At 72.8% G+C, this 20,182-nt stretch carries 16 protein-coding genes; 10 read left to right on the forward strand and 6 right to left on the reverse strand.

Features of this window, described 5'->3' with window-relative positions; translation table 11 throughout:
- Window positions 1-169: 169 nt before the first annotated feature.
- Both KMS84_RS18775 and KMS84_RS18780 read left to right on the forward strand, forming a co-directional pair.
- Window positions 170-1,210 (forward strand): DUF4349 domain-containing protein, encoded by a 1,041-nt coding sequence (locus KMS84_RS18775; protein WP_256917404.1) that lies wholly within the window; start codon window positions 170-172, stop codon window positions 1,208-1,210.
- A 27-nt stretch (window positions 1,211-1,237) separates the two neighbouring features.
- Window positions 1,238-2,626, forward strand: coding sequence for an FAD-dependent oxidoreductase (locus KMS84_RS18780; RefSeq protein ID WP_256917405.1), 1,389 nt, complete (start codon window positions 1,238-1,240; stop codon window positions 2,624-2,626).
- Window positions 2,627-2,721: 95 nt separating this feature from the next.
- Here KMS84_RS18780 and KMS84_RS18785 read toward each other — a convergent pair whose 3' ends face one another.
- Window positions 2,722-2,991, reverse strand: a complete 270-nt coding sequence (locus KMS84_RS18785) for a hypothetical protein (protein ID WP_256917406.1) — start codon at window positions 2,989-2,991, stop codon at window positions 2,722-2,724.
- 125 nt (window positions 2,992-3,116) lie between these two features.
- Between KMS84_RS18785 and KMS84_RS18790 the strand changes: the two genes are divergently transcribed.
- Window positions 3,117-3,929, forward strand: a complete 813-nt coding sequence (locus KMS84_RS18790) for a rhomboid family intramembrane serine protease (RefSeq protein ID WP_256917407.1) — start codon at window positions 3,117-3,119, stop codon at window positions 3,927-3,929.
- Window positions 3,930-3,948: 19 nt separating this feature from the next.
- Here the strand turns inward: KMS84_RS18790 and hemE are convergent, their stop codons facing one another.
- Complete coding sequence (hemE, locus tag KMS84_RS18795; protein ID WP_256917408.1) at window positions 3,949-5,016, reverse strand: uroporphyrinogen decarboxylase; 1,068 nt, start codon at window positions 5,014-5,016, stop codon at window positions 3,949-3,951.
- A 514-nt stretch (window positions 5,017-5,530) separates the two neighbouring features.
- Between hemE and KMS84_RS18800 the strand changes: the two genes are divergently transcribed.
- From KMS84_RS18800 to KMS84_RS18810, 3 genes are all read left to right on the forward strand, one after another.
- Window positions 5,531-6,157, forward strand: coding sequence for a DUF3000 domain-containing protein (locus KMS84_RS18800; protein WP_256917409.1), 627 nt, complete (start codon window positions 5,531-5,533; stop codon window positions 6,155-6,157).
- Between the two features lie 243 nt (window positions 6,158-6,400).
- A complete protein-coding gene (locus tag KMS84_RS18805; RefSeq protein ID WP_256917410.1) occupies window positions 6,401-7,060 on the forward strand; it encodes a helix-turn-helix transcriptional regulator in 660 nt (219 codons plus the stop codon).
- A gap of 247 nt (window positions 7,061-7,307) precedes the next feature.
- Complete coding sequence (locus KMS84_RS18810; protein ID WP_256917411.1) at window positions 7,308-8,594, forward strand: ribonuclease D; 1,287 nt, start codon at window positions 7,308-7,310, stop codon at window positions 8,592-8,594.
- Between the two features lie 32 nt (window positions 8,595-8,626).
- Here KMS84_RS18810 and KMS84_RS18815 read toward each other — a convergent pair whose 3' ends face one another.
- From KMS84_RS18815 to KMS84_RS18825, 3 genes are read right to left on the reverse strand one after another with little or no spacing between them, the layout of a single operon-like run.
- Complete coding sequence (locus KMS84_RS18815) at window positions 8,627-9,457, reverse strand: carbohydrate ABC transporter permease (RefSeq protein ID WP_256917412.1); 831 nt, start codon at window positions 9,455-9,457, stop codon at window positions 8,627-8,629.
- Window positions 9,454-10,494 (reverse strand): carbohydrate ABC transporter permease, encoded by a 1,041-nt coding sequence (locus tag KMS84_RS18820; RefSeq protein ID WP_256917413.1) that lies wholly within the window; start codon window positions 10,492-10,494, stop codon window positions 9,454-9,456. Before KMS84_RS18820 ends, KMS84_RS18815 begins: the two co-directional genes overlap by 4 nt.
- Window positions 10,494-11,813, reverse strand: coding sequence for an ABC transporter substrate-binding protein (locus KMS84_RS18825; protein WP_256917414.1), 1,320 nt, complete (start codon window positions 11,811-11,813; stop codon window positions 10,494-10,496). Before KMS84_RS18825 ends, KMS84_RS18820 begins: the two co-directional genes overlap by 1 nt.
- A 237-nt stretch (window positions 11,814-12,050) precedes the next feature.
- Between KMS84_RS18825 and KMS84_RS18830 the strand changes: the two genes are divergently transcribed.
- The 4 genes from KMS84_RS18830 (at window position 12,051) to KMS84_RS18845 (ending at window position 19,017) form a co-directional block, all read left to right on the forward strand.
- A complete protein-coding gene (locus KMS84_RS18830; protein ID WP_256917415.1) occupies window positions 12,051-14,471 on the forward strand; it encodes a glycoside hydrolase family 2 protein in 2,421 nt (806 codons plus the stop codon).
- Complete coding sequence (locus KMS84_RS18835) at window positions 14,468-15,505, forward strand: LacI family DNA-binding transcriptional regulator (RefSeq protein ID WP_256917416.1); 1,038 nt, start codon at window positions 14,468-14,470, stop codon at window positions 15,503-15,505. Before KMS84_RS18830 ends, KMS84_RS18835 begins: the two co-directional genes overlap by 4 nt.
- A gap of 156 nt (window positions 15,506-15,661) precedes the next feature.
- A complete protein-coding gene (locus tag KMS84_RS18840; protein WP_256917417.1) occupies window positions 15,662-16,888 on the forward strand; it encodes a thiolase family protein in 1,227 nt (408 codons plus the stop codon).
- Window positions 16,885-19,017: a 3-hydroxyacyl-CoA dehydrogenase NAD-binding domain-containing protein gene (locus KMS84_RS18845; protein ID WP_256917418.1), complete on the forward strand. Its 2,133-nt coding sequence runs from the start codon at window positions 16,885-16,887 to the stop codon at window positions 19,015-19,017. The genes KMS84_RS18840 and KMS84_RS18845 overlap by 4 nt, the downstream gene beginning before the upstream one ends.
- A gap of 143 nt (window positions 19,018-19,160) precedes the next feature.
- On the opposite strand, the gene KMS84_RS18850 is transcribed toward KMS84_RS18845, so the two are convergent.
- On the reverse strand, window positions 19,161-20,177 hold the full coding sequence (locus KMS84_RS18850) for a PLL family lectin (RefSeq protein ID WP_256917419.1): 1,017 nt from the start codon (window positions 20,175-20,177) through the stop codon (window positions 19,161-19,163).
- Window positions 20,178-20,182: the final 5 nt, after the last annotated feature.

Below are 20,182 nucleotides of genomic sequence, written 5' to 3' on the forward strand. Positions count from 1 at the left end.
ACCGCGCCGTGCCCGTCCGGCGCGGTCCGCTCCCGGCGCCCCGCCCCACCGTTCCCGGTGTCCCGTCCGCGTCCCGACCGTGACCTGTTCGGGACCCGCCCCGGCCAACGTTTCGGCGGTGCCGGGCGTCGAAGGAACGTCAGTCGTCACACCCCGGGGGGACACCCAGATGCGCACACGACACCTCGCACACCCGGCCGGGCGGTCCGCCGGCCGCGGCACGCCCGCGACGGGCACCGCCGCGCGGCCCGCCCACGCGCTGGCCGTGGTCCTGCTGACCGCGGCCCTCGCACTCACCGGCTGCGGCGGCGCCGACGACAAGGGCGCGAACAGCTCGGCCGACAAGGCGGCCGTCGGAGAACCCGCCGCCGGCGCCGCCCAGGACGCGAAGGAGGGCGCGGGCGCGAGCGGCTCCCGGGCGACCGCGGCGCCGAAGCCCGGGCCGGCGGCCGACCGCGTCATCCGCACCGCGTCCCTCACCGTCCAGGTCAAGGACGTGCCCAAGGCGCTGGACGAGGCGCGCGCGACCGCCGAGAACGCGGGCGGCTACGTGGGCGACGAGACGACCGTGCGCGACGAGGACAGCGCCGAGCACACGCGTGTGGTGCTGCGCGTCCCCGTCCAGAAGTACGACGACGTCCTGGCCGCCCTCCAGGGCGCGGGCAAGCTGCTGGAGCGCACGGCGAAGGCCCAGGACGTCACGGACCAGGTCGTCGACGTGGAGAGCCGTGTCGCCTCGCAGCGCGCGAGCGTCGCACGGGTGCGCGAGCTGATGAACCGGGCCACGAAGCTCGGGGACGTCGTCACCCTGGAGGGCGAGCTCAGCCGGCGGGAGGCGGACCTGGAGGCGCTGCTCGCGCAGCAGGCGTCCCTGAAGGACCGCACGAGCCTCGCGACGGTCACGCTGACGCTGACGGAGAAGCCGGTGGTGCGGGCCGCCGCGGACGACGACCCGGGGTTCGTGGACGCCCTGGCGGGAGGCTGGGACGCCTTCGTGACGACGCTGCGCTGGATCGCCGTCGCGATCGGCGCGCTGCTGCCGTTCCTGGCCGCCGCGGCCCTGCTCCTGCTGGCCTGGCTGCGGCTGGTGCGCCCGCGGCGACGGGCGGCGCGGGCGGCGGAGGCGGAGGCGACCGGCGCGCCCGGGCAGCCCGCGCGTCCCGCCCATCCCGTGTACCCCGCACCGCGCCAGGAGCCCGGGCAGGACTGAACGGGGAGTGCCCCGTAGCGTGTTCGCATGAGCATCGAGCGACTGGTCGTGATCGGCGGGGACGCCGCGGGCATGTCCGCGGCGTCCCAGGCCCGCCGGCTGAAGGGGCCCGGGGAACTGGAGATCGTCGCGTTCGAGCGGGGCCACTTCACCTCCTACTCGGCGTGCGGCATCCCGTACTGGGTGGGCGGTGACGTCGACGCGCGGGACGACCTGGTCGCCCGCACGCCCGAGGAGCACCGCGCGCGGGGGATCGACCTGCGGCTGCGCACGGAGGTCGTGGAGCTCGACCTGTCCGGGCGGCGGGTGCGCGCGCGGGAGGTGGAGTCGGGAGCGGAGTCCTGGACGTCGTACGACAAGCTCGTCATCGCGACGGGGGCGCGTCCGGTCCGGCCGGACCTGCCGGGCGCGGACGCGGCGGGCGTGCACGGGGTGCAGACCCTGGACGACGGGCAGGCGCTGCTGGACTCGCTGGCCCGCGCGCGGGGCGAGCGGGCCGTCGTCGTGGGAGCCGGCTACATCGGTGTGGAGATGGCCGAGGCGCTCATCAAGCGCGGGTACGAGGTGACGGTCGTCAACCGGGGCAGCGAGCCGATGTCGACGCTCGATCCGGACATGGGCCGGCTGGTGCACCGGGCCATGGAGGGCCTGGGCATCACCATGGTCAACGACGCCGAGGTCACCGGGATCCGCACCGGTGAGGACGGCCGCGTGCGGTCGGTGCGGACCGCGGACGCCGAGTACCCGGCGGACGTGGTGGTGCTGGGCATCGGCGTCCGCCCGGAGACCGGGCTCGCGCGGGCCGCCGGGCTGCCGTTGGGCGCGCACGGCGGGCTGCTCACCGACCTCGCCATGCGGGTGCGCGGTCCCCTGGCCGACGGGCGCGTGTGGGCGGGCGGCGACTGCGTCGAGGTCCTGGACCTGGTGTCCGGCCAGGAACGCCACATCGCGCTGGGCACCCACGCCAACAAGCACGGCCAGGTCATCGGCGCCAACGTCGGGGGCGGGTACGCCACGTTCCCCGGCGTGGTGGGCACCGCCGTCAGCAAGGTGTGCGACCTGGAGATCGCCCGCACGGGCCTGCGGGAGAAGGACGCGCGCCGGGCCGGCCTGCGGTTCGAGTCGGTCACCATCGAGTCGACCAGCCGCGCCGGTTACTACCCGGGCGCCTCGCCCATGACGGTGAAGATGATCGCCGAGCGCAGGACGGGCCGGCTGCTGGGGGTCCAGATCGTCGGGCGGGAGGGCGCGGCCAAGCGCGTGGACGTCGCGGCCGTCGCGCTGACGGCGGGCATGACGGTGGAGCAGATGACGGCCCTGGACCTCGGGTACGCGCCTCCGTTCAGCCCGGTGTGGGACCCGGTGCTGGTGGCGGCCCGCAAGGCCACGGCGAAGGTGCACGGCGCCGCGCGGTAGGGGCCGAAAGGGGTGCGACCGCGTGCCGGACACCCGCGGTCGCACCCCTGCCGGTCCTACCGGCCCCCGCCCCCCCGGGGCGCCTGGCGGGGCGGCTACGCCGTCCCGGTCAGGCGCGGCAGAGCGGAGACCGGCGCGGCGGAGGTCTGCTCCGCGGGCTTCGCGTGCGCCGCGGCCGCGGGCCGCGTCCGCAGCCGGTTGCTGACGGCCTCGTCCAGGGTCACCGGGCGCTGCATCTGTGAAGCGAGCCGCCCGGCCTCCTGGCCGAGCCGCGCCACGTCCTCCCACGGCAGCCTGATCACCAGGGAGAGCTCCGCCTCGCCGTCGGGGGTGGCGTGCATGGGTGGAGTAACTCGGTCGTTCATCGCCTGTTCCTCACGTCGTCCCCGCGACCCGCCTTCCTCGTGCCGCGAGCGGTTGCCGCTTCATACGCAGTGCCGGACAGGCGCGTTCACCGATTCGACGAACGGATCGTGGGCAGACCTTCCTTGTGGTCATCCCCGTGCATGACGTGAACCCCGTGCGCCGCACCCCGGTGGTGACGTACGCGCTGATCGGCGCGAACGTCCTCGTGTTCTTGTTCATGCCCGGCCTGTCCGGGTCCGTGGCGGGCGACAGCAGTCTCGCCCAGGCATGCCATCTGCACGCCTTCCTGGAGCATTACGCCGCTGTGCCAAAGGAGTTGATGCATCATCAGCTCGCTCAGCTGGTGCCGACCGGGGAGGTGCGCGGCGCCGGCTGCCAGCTGGCCCCGCCGGACTACGTCAAGTCGCCGGCGCTGAGCGTGTTCACCGCGATGTTCCTGCACGGGGGCTGGCTGCACCTGCTGGGCAACATGCTGTTCCTGCTGATCTTCGGGAACAACATCGAGGACCGGATGGGGCACGTGCGCTTCGCGCTGTTCTACGTGGTCTGCGGCTACGCGGCCTCGTACGGCTTCGCGCTGTTCAACGCCGACTCCACCGATCCGCTCATCGGCGCGTCCGGGGCGATCGCCGGGGTGCTGGGGGCCTACCTGGTGCTGTACCCGAAGGCCAGGGTGTGGGTGCTCGTACCGTTCCTGGTGTTCCTGCCGCTGCGGCTGCCCGCATGGCTGGTGCTGGGCTTCTGGTTCGCGCTCCAGGCGGTGTACTCCTCCGGCGAGGGCGTCTCCGGCGCGGGCACCGTGGCGTACGCCGCGCACGTGGTGGGCTTCCTCGCGGGCATGCTGCTCGCCTGGCCGCTCAAGGCGGGCACGCCCCCGCCGCCGGAGCCGCGCGGCCTGCTGTTCGGCAGGCGGGCGCGCCCCCGTCAGACCTGGTGACGGCGGCGCGCCGGGCGGGTCAGCGGGCGGTCTGCGTGTGGACGTAGTCCACCAGGCGGGTCAGCGCGTCGGGGTCGGTGGACGGCATGACGCCGTGGCCGAGGTTGAAGACGTGGCCCTCCAGCCCGGCCGCCGCGTCGAGGACCTCGCGGGCCTTGGTCTCGACGGCCTCGGAGCCGGCGAACAGCACGGTGGGGTCGAGGTTGCCCTGGAGGGCCTTGCCGGGGCCGATCCGGCGCACGGCCTCGTCGAGCGGCACGCGCCAGTCGACGCCGACGACGTCCGCGCCGGCCTCACCCATGAGCTTCAGCAGCTCTCCGGTGCCGACGCCGAAGTGGATGCGCGGGACGCCGTAGGCCTCGACCGCGTCGAAGACCTTCGCGGAGGCGGGCAGCACCGAGCGGCGGTAGTCGGCCGGTGCGAGGGCGCCGGCCCAGGAGTCGAAGAGCTGCACGGCGCTCGCGCCCGCCTCGATCTGCACCTTCAGGAAGGCGGCCGTGATGTCCGCGAGGCGGTCGAGCAGGTCGGCCCAGAGCTCGGGCTCGCCGTACATCATCGCCTTGGCGTTCTCGTACGTGCGCGACGGACCGCCCTCGACGAGGTAGCTCGCGAGGGTGAACGGAGCGCCCGCGAAGCCGATGAGGGGGGTGGCGCCGAGCTCGGCCGTCAGCAGGCCGATGGCCTCGGTGACGTAGGAGACGTCCTCGGGGGTGAGGTCGCGCAGCTGGGCGAGGTCGGCGCGGGTGCGGATCGGGCGCTCGACGACGGGGCCGACGCCCGGCTTGATGTCGAGGTCGATGCCGATGGCCTTGAGCGGGACGACGATGTCGCTGAAGTAGATCGCCGCGTCCACGTCGTGCCGGCGCACCGGTTGCAGGGTGATCTCGGTGACGAGGTCCGGGCGCATGCAGGAGTCGAGCATCCCGACGCCCTCGCGGACCTTGCGGTACTCCGGCAGCGAGCGCCCCGCCTGGCGCATGAACCACACGGGCGTGTGCGGCACGGGCTCGCGCCTGCACGCCTTCAGGAAGGCACTGTCGTACGTCGCTGTCGGCTGCCGGCCCGCGGGGCTCTCGTTCGCGCTCACGACGGCAAGTCTCGCACGGCGCCGCGGACGCCCGGGCCGCCCCCCGGGCCGCCCCCCGGGCCGCAGGGACCCCGGTCGCCGCGGTCGCCCTCGCGCGCCCTGCCGCGTCCGGGTCCCGCCTCTGCGGCGCCTCTCCCGCTCGCACCTCGTGCCCGACCCGTGCCCGTCCCGTGCCCGTCCCGTGCATCTTCCCGGCCGGTTCCGTGCCGGTTCGGTGCCTCTTCCGTGCCTCTTCCGGGCGCTCTTACGGGCCCTCCCGTGACGCTTCCCGCGCTCCCCCGCCCTTCGGCCGCCCCCGTCGCCCCGCCCGTCGGCCCGCCGTGCCGCTGTGCGCGGGGCCCGCGGGTCCCTCTTCCGTGGCGCCGCGGCCGCGCGGGACCGTGCGCCTGTTCGCCCAGCGCGCACCCGTCCGCGAGCCGCGCACGGGTGTCTTGCCCTGCGCGAAGGCCCCGTTCCCCTTAATCTTCCCCGCATGGCTGCGGCTCAGGGACGACTGTCGGACGACGCTGGCGGAATGGATGACGCGAACGAGGGGGACCGGGATGGGAGCACGTCGACTCCGCTGCCCTTCCGGGCCGCCGTCGACGCGCTGAGAGCGGCGCGGCTGCGGCCGCAGATCGAGGTCGAGCAGACGCCGGCCCCGAAGCGGCTCGCCCCCTTCGCGCACGCGCTGGAGGCGACGGTCGTGGACGGCGACCAGGACCTGGCCGACGGCCGGCTGGTGCTGCTGCACGATCCGGCCGGGCACGACGCCTGGCACGGGACGTTCCGGCTGGTCACCCTCGTGCGCGCTGAACTGGAACCGGAGATGGCCGCGGATCCGCTGCTGCCGGAGGTGTGCTGGTCGTGGCTGACCGGCGCGCTCCAGGCCCGCGGACTGACGTACGGAGAGCCGAGCGGGACCGTCACGCGCGCGAGTTCGCACTACTTCGGCGGGCTGGCGGAGCGGCCGGCGACCTCGCAGATCGAGATCCGGGCCTCCTGGACGCCGCGCGAGGGGCTGGGCGGGGTACCGGACACCGGGGCGCACCTGGCGTCCTGGTGCGATCTGCTGGCGCAGGTGGCGGGGCTGCCGCCGGCCGGGCCGGGGGACGCGTCGGTGGTGACGCTGCCGCAGCGCAGGGGGCCCCAGTCACGTTGACCATCTCTTTGTCGATACGACCATTTTCGATCCCGTAAGACACCCACTTAAACCGACTCGATCTTCGGATGATCGATCGCGTGTCCGAATTGCACGTATTGTTACTCACTAGATCGTGATCATTCTCTAAAGGACCCCGGGTTCGCTGCCGAAGACGACTGTGACCTTGAAAGCACGGTTCGTCCCGGCTTCCTCCCCACAAGCCCCCACGAGCCGGCCCCCGTCCCCCATCCAGGAGGCCTGGTGTCCGTTCTCCTCGAGCAGCCCGCAAGCCTGGTCGCCTACCGCCCGAACAAGCCCACCGCCATGGTGGTCGTGGCCGACCCGCGCGTCCGCTCCACCGTCACCCGCCATCTCTGGGCGCTCGGTGTGCGCGACGTCATCGAGGCCTCGTCCATCGCGGAGGCTCGTCCCCGCATCGGCAACCCCCGCGACATCTGCGTCGCCGACGTCCACCTGCCCGACGGCTCCGGACTCACCCTCCTGTCGGAGACCCGCGCGGCGGGCTGGCCCAACGGGCTCGCCCTGTCCGCCGCGGACGACATCGGCGCCGTGCGCAACGCCCTCGCGGGCGGCGTCAAGGGCTACGTCGTCACCGGCACCCGCACCAACCTCGGCCTCCCCAGCCGGCCCGGTGCGGCTCCCCTCGGCTCGGCCGCCCGTATGCACCGCCGCCCCCCGGGCGCCCCGAGCCACCCGGGCGGCTACCGCGAGCTCTCCGGCCGCGAGGTCGAGGTGCTGCGACTGGTCGCCGAGGGCCAGTCGAACAAGGCCATCGGCGTCTCGATGGGCCTGTCCGCGCTGACCGTCAAGAGCCACCTCGCCCGCATCGCCCGCAAGCTCGGCACGGGCGACCGGGCCGGCATGGTCGCGGTGGCCCTGCGCACCGGCATCATCCACTGACGGCGTTCCGTCGCCCCCACGCCTCCCACCCCCCTTCCCCTCACTCCTTCCCCCCATGAGCTGCCCCGTCGGCCGTCACCGGTCGGCTCCGGCGCTCGGCCACCGGCTCCCCGCCCCGGCTCCCGGCCCCGCGCGGTCGGCCGTCCGCCCCGGCCGTTCACCGGCCTGACTGGTTTACGACCCCCCGGCACCCGTCGACGGAACGTTCCGTCGGCGGGTGCCGTCGATACACGGATACCCTTGACAGGTGACCGACGCCCAAGAAACCGCAGCAGCCAGTTCACTGCGAACCACCGGAGGCGCCCCTCCGGACGACGGCGGATCTACTGCTTCCGGGGCGCCGACACCTCTGCTGGAACCGCGCGAGGGCATTCCGCCCGTGATCGCCGACGAGGCCTCCCTCGTCGAGGTGATCGCCGCGTTCGCCGCGGGCTCCGGCCCCGTCGCCGTCGACGCCGAGCGCGCCTCCGGCTACCGCTACGGCCAGCGCGCCTATCTCGTGCAGCTGCGCCGCGAGGGCGCGGGGAGCGCGCTCATCGACCCGGTGGCCTGTCCCGACCTGTCCGCGCTCGGCGACGTGCTCAGCGACGTGGAGTGGGTGCTGCACGCGGCCACCCAGGATCTGCCCTGTCTGCGGGAGATAGGCATGACGCCGACGCGGCTGTTCGACACCGAGCTGGCCGGACGGCTGGCCGGTTTCCCGCGGGTCGGCCTCGGCGCGATGGTCGAGGGCGTGCTGGGCTTCGTGCTGGAGAAGGGCCACTCCGCGGTGGACTGGTCGACCCGGCCGCTGCCCGATCCGTGGCTGCGCTACGCGGCCCTCGACGTCGAGCTCCTCGTCGACCTGCGCGACGCGCTGGAGAAGGAGCTGGACCGGCAGGGCAAGCTGGAGTGGGCCCGCCAGGAGTTCGACGCGATCGCCTCCGCCCCGCCGCCCGAGCCCCGCAAGGACCCCTGGCGCCGCACCTCCGGCATGCACAAGGTGCGCCGCCGGCGGCAGCTGGGCGTGGTCCGCGAGCTGTGGCAGACCCGCGACCAGATCGCCCAGCGGCGCGACGTCTCACCGGGCAAGGTCCTCTCGGACGCGGCCATCGTCGAGGCGGCGCTCGCCCTCCCGGTGAACGTGCACGCGCTGGCCGCGCTGAACGGCTTCGGGCACCGGATGGGCCGGCGGCAGCTGGAGCAGTGGCAGGCCGCCGTCGACCGGGCCAGGTCGCTCGGCGAGTCGCAGCTGCCGCAGCCCGGGCAGCCGGTCGCCGGGCCCCCGCCGCCCCGCGCCTGGGCCGACAAGGACCCCGCGGCGGCGGCCCGGCTGTCCGCGGCGCGGTCCGCGGTGTCCGCGCTGGCCGAGGAGCTCAACATGCCGCAGGAGAACCTGATCGCTCCGGACGCGGTGCGACGCGTGTGCTGGGAGCCGCCGGCCGCCGACCGGGACGCGGTCGCCGCCGCGCTCACCGGATACGGGGCCCGGCCCTGGCAGGTGGAGCAGGTCGCACCGGTCCTCGCCACGGCCCTGGCCGAACCGGCCGCCTAGCCCGCGGGCCGCGCACGGCGGCCCGCGGGCGGCTACCTCGTCGCTCCTCTCATGAAGCCGTTGTAGATGTACTTCTGGAGGGCGAGGAAGACGATCAGCGTCGGCAGGATGACCAGGACGGCGCCTGCCGAGATCGTTTCCCAGTGGGCGGAGTAGGGCCCCTTGAAGCGGAACAGCGACGTCGAGATCACGCCAAGATCCTGAGAGGGCATGTAGAGGAACGGGATGTAGAAGTCGTTGTAGACGGCTATGCCCTTCACGATCACGACCGTCGCGATCGCCGGTTTCAGCAGCGGAAAGATGATCCTCCGGTAGATCGTGAAGGCGTTGGCGCCGTCGAGGCGCGCGGCCTCGTCCAGGGAGATCGGTATCGATCGCACGAACTGGAGGAAGATGTAGATCGAGACGATGTCCGTCCCCGTGTACAGCGCGATCGGGGCCCAGCGGGTGTCGAACAGGCCGAGGCTGTGGACGATCTGGAAGGTGGCCACCTGAGTGGTCACCCCGGGGACCAGCGCGGCGATCAGGAACAGGGCGACCACCGCCCTGCGGAACCGGAAGGTGAAGCGGTCGATCGCGTAGGCCGTCATCGAGCCGATGAGAACCGTCCCGCCGACGGAGACGACGAGGATCACGGCGGTGTTGCCGAACGCCGTGAGCATCCCGCCGTCCCGGAACGCCGTCGCGTAGTTGTGGAAGTTGAACGGGTGCTCCGGCGGCGTGAGCGCCCCGCTGCCGTCGGCCGTCTCCCGCTCCGTCTTCAGGGACGTCAGCAGGACGACGCCCAGCGGGAGCAGCACGACCAGCGTCGCGCCGATCAGCGACAGGTACACGAGCGCGCGGGCCAGGGCTCGGCGTGTCATACGAGGTCCACCCTGTCGTCGGGGACGAGGCGCCGCTGCACCCAGGTGACCAGCAGGATGATCAGCAGCAGCACGACGGCCGCCGCGGAGGCGAGCCCCGTCTTGTTGAACTGGAAGGCCAGCTTCACGGTCTGGATCACGAAGGTCTCGGTGCCCGTGGCCCCGCCGGTCATGATGTACGGGATCTCGAAGGCCGACAGGGAACCGGAGACGGACAGGATCACCGTCAGCGTCAGCACCGGTCGGATGCCGGGCAGGATGATGTAGCGGAACTGGTGCCACCGGCCGGCGCCGTCCAGCTCGGCCGCCTCGTACAGCTCCCCGGGGACGGACTGGATCGCGCCGAGGAAGAGCACGAAGTTCATGCCGAGGTAGCGCCAGACCGAGACGCCGGCCAGCGAGACGTTCGCCGAGACCGGGGTGCCCAGCCAGGCCCGGTCGGTGGGGTGGCCGAAGAGCTGGAGGACCGTGTCCAGCGTGCCGCCGTCCTGGAAGAAGTAGAGGAAGACGAAGCCGATGGCCACGCCGTTCACCAGCGACGGGAAGAACAGCACGCCCTTGAAGAAGTTCCGGAACCGGACGCGGAAACTCAGGACCGTCGCGAAGTAGAGCGCGGCGACGATCTGGACCACCGAGGCCGCCAGGTAGTAGCCGCTCACCCAGAACACCTGGAAGAGGTCCTCCCGGGTGAAGATCTCCGCGTAGTTCTGCGCGCCCGTGTAGTGCAGCTCGGGGCTGACGCCGTCCCAGTCGGTGAAGCTGTAGGCGATCATGTTCACGATCGGCGCGTAGGTGAAGGTGATCAGCAGGGCGAGCGGGGCGAGCAGGAACAGCCAGGGCGTCAGCAGCCGCCGGGCACGCGGCCGGCGAGGGGCCGGCGGGGGCCCGCCGCGCCGGGGGGCGCTTCGCCGGGCCCGGCCTTGGTCGCCCGCGCCGGTCTCCGCCGGGCCGCGCTCCCCGGTCCGGGGCCGGCTCCGGGTCCCGGTGGGCGCCTGCCCGGTGTCCGGTCCGGGGGGAGGCGGGTAGGCGTGCGCCATCAGTGGCTCACGTCCTTCTGCGTCCTGGTCCACTTCTCGCCGAGGCCGCCGAGGAAGTCGTCCAGGCTGCCCTTCCTCGCGCCGCGCGCGAGGTCGACCAGGTCCTGGCGGTACTCGGGCTTGTAGATGCCGACCTCGGAACGGTCGTCGATCAGCTTGACCCTGGCGCCCGCGGAGTCGTCCAGCTCGATGAGCTTCACGCCCGCCTTCTCGTACGGCTCGAGCGCCTTGGGCAGGGGCGCGTTCCTGAGCGGGGAGATGGCCAGATTGTCCTTGTCGTAGCCCGACTTGTCGGTGAACCAGTCGATCCAGGCGCGCGCGGCCTCCTTGTGCGGCGAGTGGACGTTGACGGCCTGGTGGTAGTCGGGGCCGACGGTCGCGCAGAACGCGCCGTCGGTCTGCGCGGGGAACGGCATGAACCCGATGTCGTCGGGGTTCACGCCGGCCTTCCGCGCGGCGTCCTGGAACTGGACGATCGCCCAGGTGCCGAGCCACTGCGTGGCGATCTCGCCCTTGGCCGTGCGGGGCTTGGACTGCTCCCAGTTGCTGGTGGTCGGGTCCTTCTCGGCGAGCCCCTGCCGGACGATGTCGTACAACAGCGTGTCCCCGACGCGCAGGTCGGAACCCTGCGCCCAGGGATCGCCCTCGGCGAGTCTCGTCGTCGCCCGGGGGTCGCAGTGGACGGAGCCGTCGACGTACGTCCACGAGGTGAGCGGCCACTGGGCGGCGAAGTTGGTGTAGTACGGGATCGCGTCGGTCTTCGCCTTGATCGCCTTCAGGTCGGCGAGGAACTCGGCCGGGGTGGTGGGCCAGGCGGTGACGCCGGCCTCCTTCCAGACCCGCTTGTTGTAGACGAAGCCGGGCATGACGCCGACCGGGCTCTGCCCGTAGACCTTGCCGCCGACGGTGGTGAAGTCGGTGAAGCGGTATTTCCTGCTGCGTTCGGCCCGGGTGCCGAGGGAGGCGAAGAACTTCGGGTAGTCGTCCTTCTTGATGACCGCCGGAATCAGCAGGACGTCGCCGTAGTCGTCCGTGTTCATGCGGATCTTGATCTCGGCCTCGTAGTTGGTCAGGGCCTGGAACTCCACTGTGACCTTGGGATAGGTCTTGTTGAACTCGGCGGCGTACTTCTTCATCGTGCCGTCCTGCACGAGGTCGGTCCGCACGGTGAGGACCGTGATGGTTCCGCTGACCTTCGAGGGGTCGTCGGGCGCCTTCGCGTCCGCCCCCTGACTGCTGCCTCCGGTGCCGGTGCAGCCGGGGAGCAGCAGGGCGGCTCCCGCGACCGTGGCGAGGACCTGGGCTGTACGACGGTTCATGTGCGTCACTTCCGTTCTCGGGGCGTTCTCGGGACGGACGAGCACGTACGGGGTGGTCGAGCACGAGTGCGGTGGTCGAGCGCGGCGGGTCGGTCGACGGCGGGCGGGGTGGTCGAGTGCGGGCGGGTTGGCTGATTCGGCACTCTGACAGCGCTTTCTCAACCGGTAAAGTCAGATTCCCGCCAACGATGCAGAACTGGCGCTCAGTTGTGGGCTTGACCGGTTTAGGGAGTGCGCATGCTGGAGGCCTCACCGCTCGACGACGGATGGACGCTGCGGCACGAGGGGAAGGCGCTCCCGGCGGTGGTGCCGGGCTGCGTGCACACCGATCTGCTCGCCGCGGGGGTCATCCCCGACCCGTTCCTCGGCCTGGGCGAGAGCGAGGTCGCGTGGGTGGGGCGGCGGGAGTGGACGTACGAGAGGCGCCTGCCGGCCGCGCCGTCCGGCCACGAGCAGACGGACCTGGTCTTCGAGGGGCTCGACACGGTCGCGGAGATCACGCTGAACGGCCACCCGCTCGGCCGGGTGCGCAACATGCACCGCTCGTACCGCTTCGACGTGACGGGGCTCGACGGGCCGCTGTCCGTGCGGTTCGTCTCGGCCTACGCGGAGGCGGAGGCGGTGCGCGGGAAGGTCGGCGACCGGCCGGGGGCCTACACCGAGCCGTACCAGTACCTGCGCAAGATGGCCTGCTCCTTCGGCTGGGACTGGGGGCCCACCCTGGTGACGGCCGGGATCTGGCGTCCGGTGCGGGTGGAGCGCTGGTCGACGGCCCGGCTGGCCCGGGTGCGCCCGCTGGTGACGGTCGAACAGGGCCTGGGCGTCGTCGAGTTGCACGTCGACGTGGAGCGGACCCGGGTGGAGGCGGGGCTGACGCTCGTGGCCCGGGTCGGGGACCGGCGGGTGCGCGCCGAGGTCGTGGGCGCCGGCGCGGTCGTGCGGGTGGAGGTGCCCGACGCGGAGCTGTGGTGGCCGCGGGGCTACGGCGGACAGCCGCTGTACGACGTGGAATTGACGCTCCATCACGAGGAGGTCCCGCTCGACGTGTGGCGGCGGCGGGTGGGGTTCCGCCGTGTCGAGCTGGACGTGTCCGCCGACGCGCGGGGAACCGGGTTCACGCTCGTCGTCAACGGTGAGCGGCTGTTCGCCCGCGGCGTGAACTGGATCCCGGACGACGCCCTCCCGTCCCGGGTGACACGGGAGCGCTGCCGCGGGCGGCTGCGCCAGGCGGCCGACGCGGGCGTCGACCTGGTGCGGGTGTGGGGCGGCGGCCTCTACGAGAGCGAGGACTTCTACGACGCCTGCGACGAACTGGGCCTGCTGGTGTGGCAGGACTTCCCGTTCGCGTGCGCGGCCTACCCGGAGGAGCAGCCGCTGCGGGGCGAGGTGGAGGCGGAGGCCCGGGAGAACGTCGTACGGCTGATGCCGCACCCGTCGCTCGTGCTGTGGAACGGCAACAACGAGAACCTGTGGGGCTTTTGGGACTGGGGGTGGCAGGAGCGGCTCGGCGGCGACTCCTGGGGCGAGGGGTACTACCTGGGCCTGCTCCCCCGTGTGGTCGCCGAGCTGGATCCGACGCGGCCGTACACAGCGGGCAGCCCCTGGTCGGGCTCCTGGCTCCGGCACCCGAACGACCCGGCGCACGGGACGCACCACTCGTGGGAGGTGTGGAACCGGCAGGACTACACCGCCTACCGCGACGACGTGCCGCGGTTCGTCGCCGAGTTCGGCTGGCAGGCCCCGCCCGCCCACGCGACCCTGCGGCGGGCCCTCCCCGGCGAGGAGCTCGCGGCGGACTCCCCCGGCATGCTGCACCACCAGAAGGCCGAGGACGGCAACGGCAAGCTGGAGCGCGGGCTCGCCCGCCACTTCGCCGCGCCCGAGGCGGACTTCGACCGCTGGCACTACCTCACCCAGGTCAACCAGGCGCGCGCGGTGGCCACCGGGATCGAGCACTGGCGGTCCCACTGGCCCGTGTGCGCGGGGACGATCGTCTGGCAGCTCAACGACTGCTGGCCGGTGACCTCGTGGTCGGCGATCGACGGGGACGGGCGGGAGAAGCCGCTCTACCACGAGTTGCGGCGCCTGTACGCGGACCGGCTGCTCACCGTGCAGGAGCGGGACGGGCGGCTGGTGGTGGCCGCCGTCAACCAGTGCGCCGAGCGGTGGGCGGGCACGCTGACGCTGCGCCGGATGTCCGTCGAGGGCGAGGTGACCGGTCTCGCCGAGGAGCGCCTGATCGTCCGCGCGCGGGAGGTCGGCGTGGTGCGGGTGCCGGCCGAACTGGAGCCGGCCGGGGCGAAGGAGTTCCTGGTGGCCGACGCGACGGCGCCGCTGCGCACCGGTGCGCGCCCGGGGAGCCGTGCGGGCGGCGGCGGGCTGCGGGCCCTGTACTTCCCGGCGCCGGACCGCGAGATCCCGTACCCGCGGCCAAAGTTCGAGGTGGGCGTGGCCCCGGGGGCCGTCACGGTCACCGCGCGCACGCTGGTCCGGGACCTGCTGCTGCAAGCCGACCGGCTGGACCCGCGCGCCCGGGCGGACCGGGGGCTGGTGACGCTGTTGCCGGGCGAACGGGTGACCATCGGCGTCGAGGGCTGGGAGAATCCGGACGCCGCCGCCGCCCGGGCCGCGCTCTACTGCCAGGAGCCACCGCGATGACAGCCTCCCCGACGTCCCGGGTCACCATCAAGGACGTCGCCGCGCGCGCCGGGGTGTCCAAGGGCGCGGTGTCCCTCGCCTTCAACCGCAAACCGGGGCTGTCGGAAGCGACCCGGGACCGGATCTTCACCGCGGCACGGGAGTTGGGCTGGGAGCCGAACCTGACGGCCCGGTCGCTGTCGAGTTCGCGGGTGGACGTGGTGGGTCTCGCGATCTGCCGGCCGGCGCGGATGCTGGGTCTGGAGCCGTTCTACATGGAGTTCGTCTCCGGGGTGGAGAGCGTGCTGACCGAGCACTCCTGCTCGCTGCTGCTGCGGCTGGTGCGGCACGTCGAGGAGGAGGTCGGGCTTCAGGAGTCGTGGTGGCGGGGCCGGCAGGTCGGCGGGTCGATCCTGGTGGACTTCCGGGCCGACGATCCCCGGGTGGCGGCGGCCGAGCGGCTGGGGATGCCGGTGGTGGCGGTGGGGCACCCCTCGCTCACCGGGAGCCTGACGTCGGTGTGGACCGACGACGCGACGGCGGTGACGGAGGCGGTGCGCTACCTCGCCGCCCTCGGGCACCGGCGCGTCGCGCGGGTGGGGGGCGCGGCCGCGCTCGGCCACACGGTGATGCGCACGGCCGCCTTCGACGCGGCCGCGCGCAGCCTCGGGCTGGCCGGGGCGTGGCAGGTGGCCACGGACTACTCGGGGGAGGCGGGCGCGCGGGCCACCCGGTCGATGCTGACGGCCGACCCCGCGGACCGGCCCACCGCCATCGTCTACGACAACGACATCATGGCGGTGGCCGGGCTGGCGGTGGCGGCCGAGATGGGGCTCGCCGTGCCGGGCGACGTGTCCCTTCTCGCGTGGGACGACTCCCAGCTGTGCCGCCTCACCCATCCGACGCTCTCCGCCATGAGCCACGACGTGCACGGTTTCGGCGCGGAGGCGGCGCGTACGCTGTTCGGGGTGATCACCGGGGCGGGTCCGGGGTCGCATCCGGTGCCGACGCCGGTGCTCACGCCGAGGGGATCCACGGCGCCGCCGCGGTCGTGAGCCAGGATGGTCGTCGTGCGCCGCCGGTGTGACGTTCGCCGCTCCGCCCGGCAGGGGTGTGCAGCTACGTTACCCACAAGTAGCATGGGTTCTGAGCGCGCGCTCAGCGCTTGCGTGCCGCAGCAGTGCCACCCCGCACCCTGGAGGAGAGCCATCGTGCCTCGTACCGTCAGGGACGTCGTCTTCGTAGACGGCGTCCGTACCCCGTTCGGCAAGGCGGGCCCGAAGGGCATCTACCACGAGACCCGGGCCGACGACCTCGTCGTGAAGGCGATCCGGGAGCTGCTGCGCCGCAACCCCGGTCTCGACCCGAAGAAGATCGACGAGGTCGCCATCGCCGCGACCACGCAGATCGGCGACCAGGGCCTGACCCTCGGCCGCACCGCCGGCATCCTGGCCGGCCTGCCGACCTCCGTGCCCGGCTACTCCATCGACCGCATGTGCGCGGGCGCCCTGACGGCCGTCACCTCGGTCGCCGGCTCGGTCGCCTTCGGCGCGTACGACGTCGCCATCGCCGGCGGCGTCGAGCACATGGGCCGCCACCCGATGGGCGAGGGCGTGGACCCGAACCCGCGGTTCGTGAGCGAGAAGCTGGTCGACGAGTCCGCCCTGTTCATGGGCATGACGGCGGAGAACCTGCACGACCGCTACCCGCAGATCACCAAGCAGCGCGCCGACGAGTACGCCGTGCGCTCCCAGGAGAAGGCCGCCAAGGCGTACGCCAACGGCAAGATCCAGGCCGACCTGGTCCCGATCTCGGTGCGCCGCACCAACGCGGAGGCCGGTGAGACGGGCTGGGGCCTGGTCACCGCCGACGAGCCGATGCGCCCGGGGACGACGCTGGAGAACCTCTCCGGCCTCAAGACGCCGTTCCGCGTCCACGGCCGGGTCACCGCCGGAAACGCGGCCGGTCTGAACGACGGCGCGACCGCCTCGCTCATCGCGTCCGAGGACTTCGCGCGCGAGAACGACCTGCCGGTCAAGATGCGTCTGGTGTCGTACGCCTTCGCGGGCGTCGAGCCGGAGGTCATGGGCTACGGCCCGATCCCGGCCACCGAGAAGGCCCTCGCCCAGGCGGGACTGTCCATCTCCGACATCGGCCTGTTCGAGGTCAACGAGGCCTTCGCCGTCCAGGTCCTGGCCTTCCTGGACCACTACGGCATCGCCGACGACGACGAGCGCGTCAACCAGTACGGCGGCGCGATCGCCTTCGGCCACCCCCTCGCCTCCTCCGGCGTCCGTCTGATGACGCAGCTGGCCCGCCAGTTCGAGGAGCAGCCGGAGGTCCGCTACGGCCTGACCACCATGTGCGTCGGCTTCGGCATGGGCGCGACGGTCGTCTGGGAGAACCCGCACTTCGAGTCCGCCGGAGGCGACAAGTGAGCACCACCACCGCTGAGCTTCTCAAGGGCGCGGCCGAGCTGTTCCCCGACGAGGTCGTCACCCAGGCGCACGTACGTCACCTGGACCTGCCGTTCGGCGCGGGGCGCTTCGCCCTGATCACGCTCGACAACGGCTTCGACCACACCAAGCCGACCACCTTCGGCCCGCAGTCGCTGGCCAACCTCGACCTGGCGATCGACCAGGTCGAGAAGGAGGCCGCGGCGGGCGAGATCGTCGGCGTCGGCGTCACCGGCAAGCCGTTCATCTTCGCCGTCGGCGCGGACCTCAAGGGCGTCGAGCTCCTCAAGGACCACAAGGACGCGCTCGCCATCGGCAAGGGCGGCCACGAGGTCTTCAAGCGCCTCGCGGGTCTCGCGGTCCCCACGTTCGCCTACTACAACGGCGCGGCGATGGGCGGCGGCGTCGAGGTCGGCCTGCACTGCCGGTACCGCACGGTGTCCGCGGCGCTGCCCGCGTTCTCGCTGCCCGAGGTCTTCCTCGGTCTGGTCCCCGGCTGGGGCGGCTGCACGCTGCTGCCGAACCTGATCGGCGCGGACAAGGCCGTCTCGGTGATCATCGAGAACTCGCTCAACCAGAACAAGCAGCTCAAGGGCGTTCAGGTCTACGAACTGGGCATCGCCGACGCCCTGTTCGAGGGCGCGGACTTCCTGGAGCAGTCGCTGATCTGGACGGCGTCCGTCCTCAAGGGCGAGATCGTCGTCGACCGCCCGGTGATCGACCGCGGCGAGGCCTGGGACCAGGCCGTCGCCCGCGGCCGGTTCGTCGCGGACAGCAAGGTGCACGGCGCGGCCCCGGCCGCCTACCGCGCCCTGGACATCATCGCCGCCGCCAAGAACGGCGACCTCCAGCAGGGCTACGACGCCGAGGACGTGGCGCTCGCCGACCTGATCATGGGCGGTGAACTGCGCGCCGGCATCTACGCGTTCAACCTGGTGCAGAAGCGCGCCAAGCGCCCGGCCGGCGCCCCGGACAAGTCCCTGGCCCGTCCGGTCACCAAGGTCGGCGTCGTGGGCGCGGGCCTGATGGCCTCGCAGCTCGCCCTGCTGTTCCTGCGCCGCCTCGAGGTGCCGGTCGTGCTGACCGACATCGACCAGGAGCGCGTCGACAAGGGTGTGGGCTACGTCCACGCCGAGATCGACAAGCTGCTCGGCAAGGGCCGCATCAACCAGGACAAGGCCAACCGTCTCAAGGCGCTGGTCTCCGGCGTCCTGGACAAGGCCGAGGGCTTCTCCGACGCGGACTTCGTCATCGAGGCCGTGTTCGAGGAGATCGGCGTCAAGCAGCAGGTGTTCGCCGAGGTCGAGGCCGTCGCCCCGGCGCACGCGATCTTCGCCACCAACACCTCCTCGCTGTCGGTCTCCGAGATGGCGTCGAAGCTGAAGCACCCCGAGCGCGTCGTGGGCTTCCACTTCTTCAACCCGGTCGCGATCCTGCCGCTGCTGGAGATCGTGCGCGGCGAGCAGACCGACGACGCGTCGCTGGCCACCGCCTTCGCCGTCGCCAAGAAGCTGAAGAAGACCGCGGTCCTGGTGAAGGACGCCCCGGCGTTCGTCGTCAACCGCATCCTCACCCGCTTCATGGGCGAGGTGCAGAACGTCATCGACGAGGGCACCCCGGTCGCGGTCGCCGAGAAGGCGGTGGAGCCGCTCGGCCTGCCGATGTCCCCGCTGGTGCTGCTGGAGCTGGTCGGCCCGGCCATCGGCCTGCACGTCTCGGAGACCCTCAACCGGGCGTTCCCGGACCGCTTCACGGTCTCCCCGAACCTCGCGGCCGTCGTCAAGGCGGGCAAGCGCGGCTTCTACGTCTACGACAGCGGCAAGCCGGAGCTGGACCCCGAGGTCTCGGCGCTCCTGAACCAGGGCGACACCGTCCTGACCGAGGAGCAGGTGCGGGCGCGCGTCCTGGACGCGGTGGCGCAGGAGATCGGGCTCATGCTCGACGAGGGCGTCGTCGCCGAGGCGCAGGACATCGACCTGTGCCTGATCACGGGCGCGGGCTGGCCCTTCCACCTGGGCGGCATCACGCCGTACCTGGACCGCGAGGGCGTCTCCGAGCGCGTCAACGGCAAGAAGTTCCTGGCGCCGGGCATGGCGTCGGTGCCGGCGTAACGGCAGTGACCGGGCGCACGTCGTGCGCCTGACGAGGGCCTCCGCCTACGGGTGGAGGCCCTCTGTGCGTGGCGCGACGGGCGCACGGGCACGGCGGGCCGCGCGGCGCCGCCCGCCGGGCACGACCCTGCCGGGCCGTCCCGTCAGACGGTCTGCCAGGCCGTCAGGGCGAGGCCCGGCTCGTCCTTGCGGCGGGTGAGCAGCAGGTCGCCGGTGGACGGGGACAGGGCCGCCGCGACCACCCGGCCCTGGTGGTCCTCGGCGAGCGCCACCACGGCGTCGGCGGGCAGTTGCGGACCGGACTCGGTCCACCAGGCGCCCGCCGACTCCCCCTCGGTGGGGTAGGCGGCGAAGGCGACCCGGCCGCTCGCCGAGCGCTGGGCGAGCAGCGTGCAGTCGTGGCCGTCGAGCTCGGTGCGGACGGCGGCGACCGGCCCGGGGCCGGCGGCCGCCAGCAGGCGGACGGCCTCCCCGCCGGAGCGCCAGGCGCACAGGTCGCCCGACTCGTCGGTGTAGAAGACCGTGGTGTGCTCCGCGGAGGTGGCCAGGGCGCGCAGGGTCCCGGCCCGCACGGGCGCGTCGAGGGACCCGGTCAGCTCCGGCTCGGCGTCCTGCTCCGGCCGGCTCCAGTGCAGGATCCCGCCCGGCCGGGCCGCGTACGCCTCGACGCGGCCGGACCCGGCCGTCACCGCGACGGGCGGCTCCTCGACGCCCTGCCCCTCCAGGTCCCGCCAGGGCTCCCAGCCGCCCTTCTCCTTCTGGACGATCAGGCCCACCCCGCCCCCGCCCTTGCGGACGAAGACGTGCGCGCGTCCCTCGGCGTCCACGGCGACGGCGGGCGTGCCGGTGCGGCCGCCCTTCTTGTCGGGGTGTCCGAGGGGCGCCCAGTCCAGGGCGGCGAGCAGGGGACGGAAGTGGGTGGAGTGCACCAGGCCCGTCACCCCCTTGCGGGTGGTCCACCAGGAGGCCAGGTGGGCATACTCGTCGGCGCCCTGGCCGAGGCCCAGGACGGGATGGACCTGCTGGTCGCCGCCGACCCTGCGCGGGGCCTCCCAGGGCCCTCCCGGGAAGCGTTCCGCCCGGCACAGGACGGCGTCGTCCGACACGAGATAGACAGCGAGCCGCCCGTCGCGGCCGCGTATGAGCCAGTCGCCGTTCACCGGAT

This window comes from Streptomyces hilarionis (genome assembly GCF_024539675.1).
Classification (GTDB): Bacteria; Actinomycetota; Actinomycetes; order Streptomycetales; family Streptomycetaceae; genus Streptomyces; species Streptomyces hilarionis.

Coding starts and splice junctions, on each gene's coding strand:
- KMS84_RS18775 (WP_256917404.1), top strand. CDS start 170: ATGCGCACACGACACCTCGCACACCCGGCCGGGCGGTCCGCCGGCCGC.
- KMS84_RS18780 (WP_256917405.1), top strand. CDS start 1,238: ATGAGCATCGAGCGACTGGTCGTGATCGGCGGGGACGCCGCGGGCATG.
- KMS84_RS18785 (WP_256917406.1), bottom strand. CDS start 2,991: ATGAACGACCGAGTTACTCCACCCATGCACGCCACCCCCGACGGCGAG.
- KMS84_RS18800 (WP_256917409.1), top strand. CDS start 5,531: ATGGATGACGCGAACGAGGGGGACCGGGATGGGAGCACGTCGACTCCG.
- KMS84_RS18815 (WP_256917412.1), bottom strand. CDS start 9,457: ATGACACGCCGAGCCCTGGCCCGCGCGCTCGTGTACCTGTCGCTGATC.
- KMS84_RS18820 (WP_256917413.1), bottom strand. CDS start 10,494: ATGGCGCACGCCTACCCGCCTCCCCCCGGACCGGACACCGGGCAGGCG.
- KMS84_RS18825 (WP_256917414.1), bottom strand. CDS start 11,813: ATGAACCGTCGTACAGCCCAGGTCCTCGCCACGGTCGCGGGAGCCGCC.
- KMS84_RS18830 (WP_256917415.1), top strand. CDS start 12,051: ATGCTGGAGGCCTCACCGCTCGACGACGGATGGACGCTGCGGCACGAG.
- KMS84_RS18835 (WP_256917416.1), top strand. CDS start 14,468: ATGACAGCCTCCCCGACGTCCCGGGTCACCATCAAGGACGTCGCCGCG.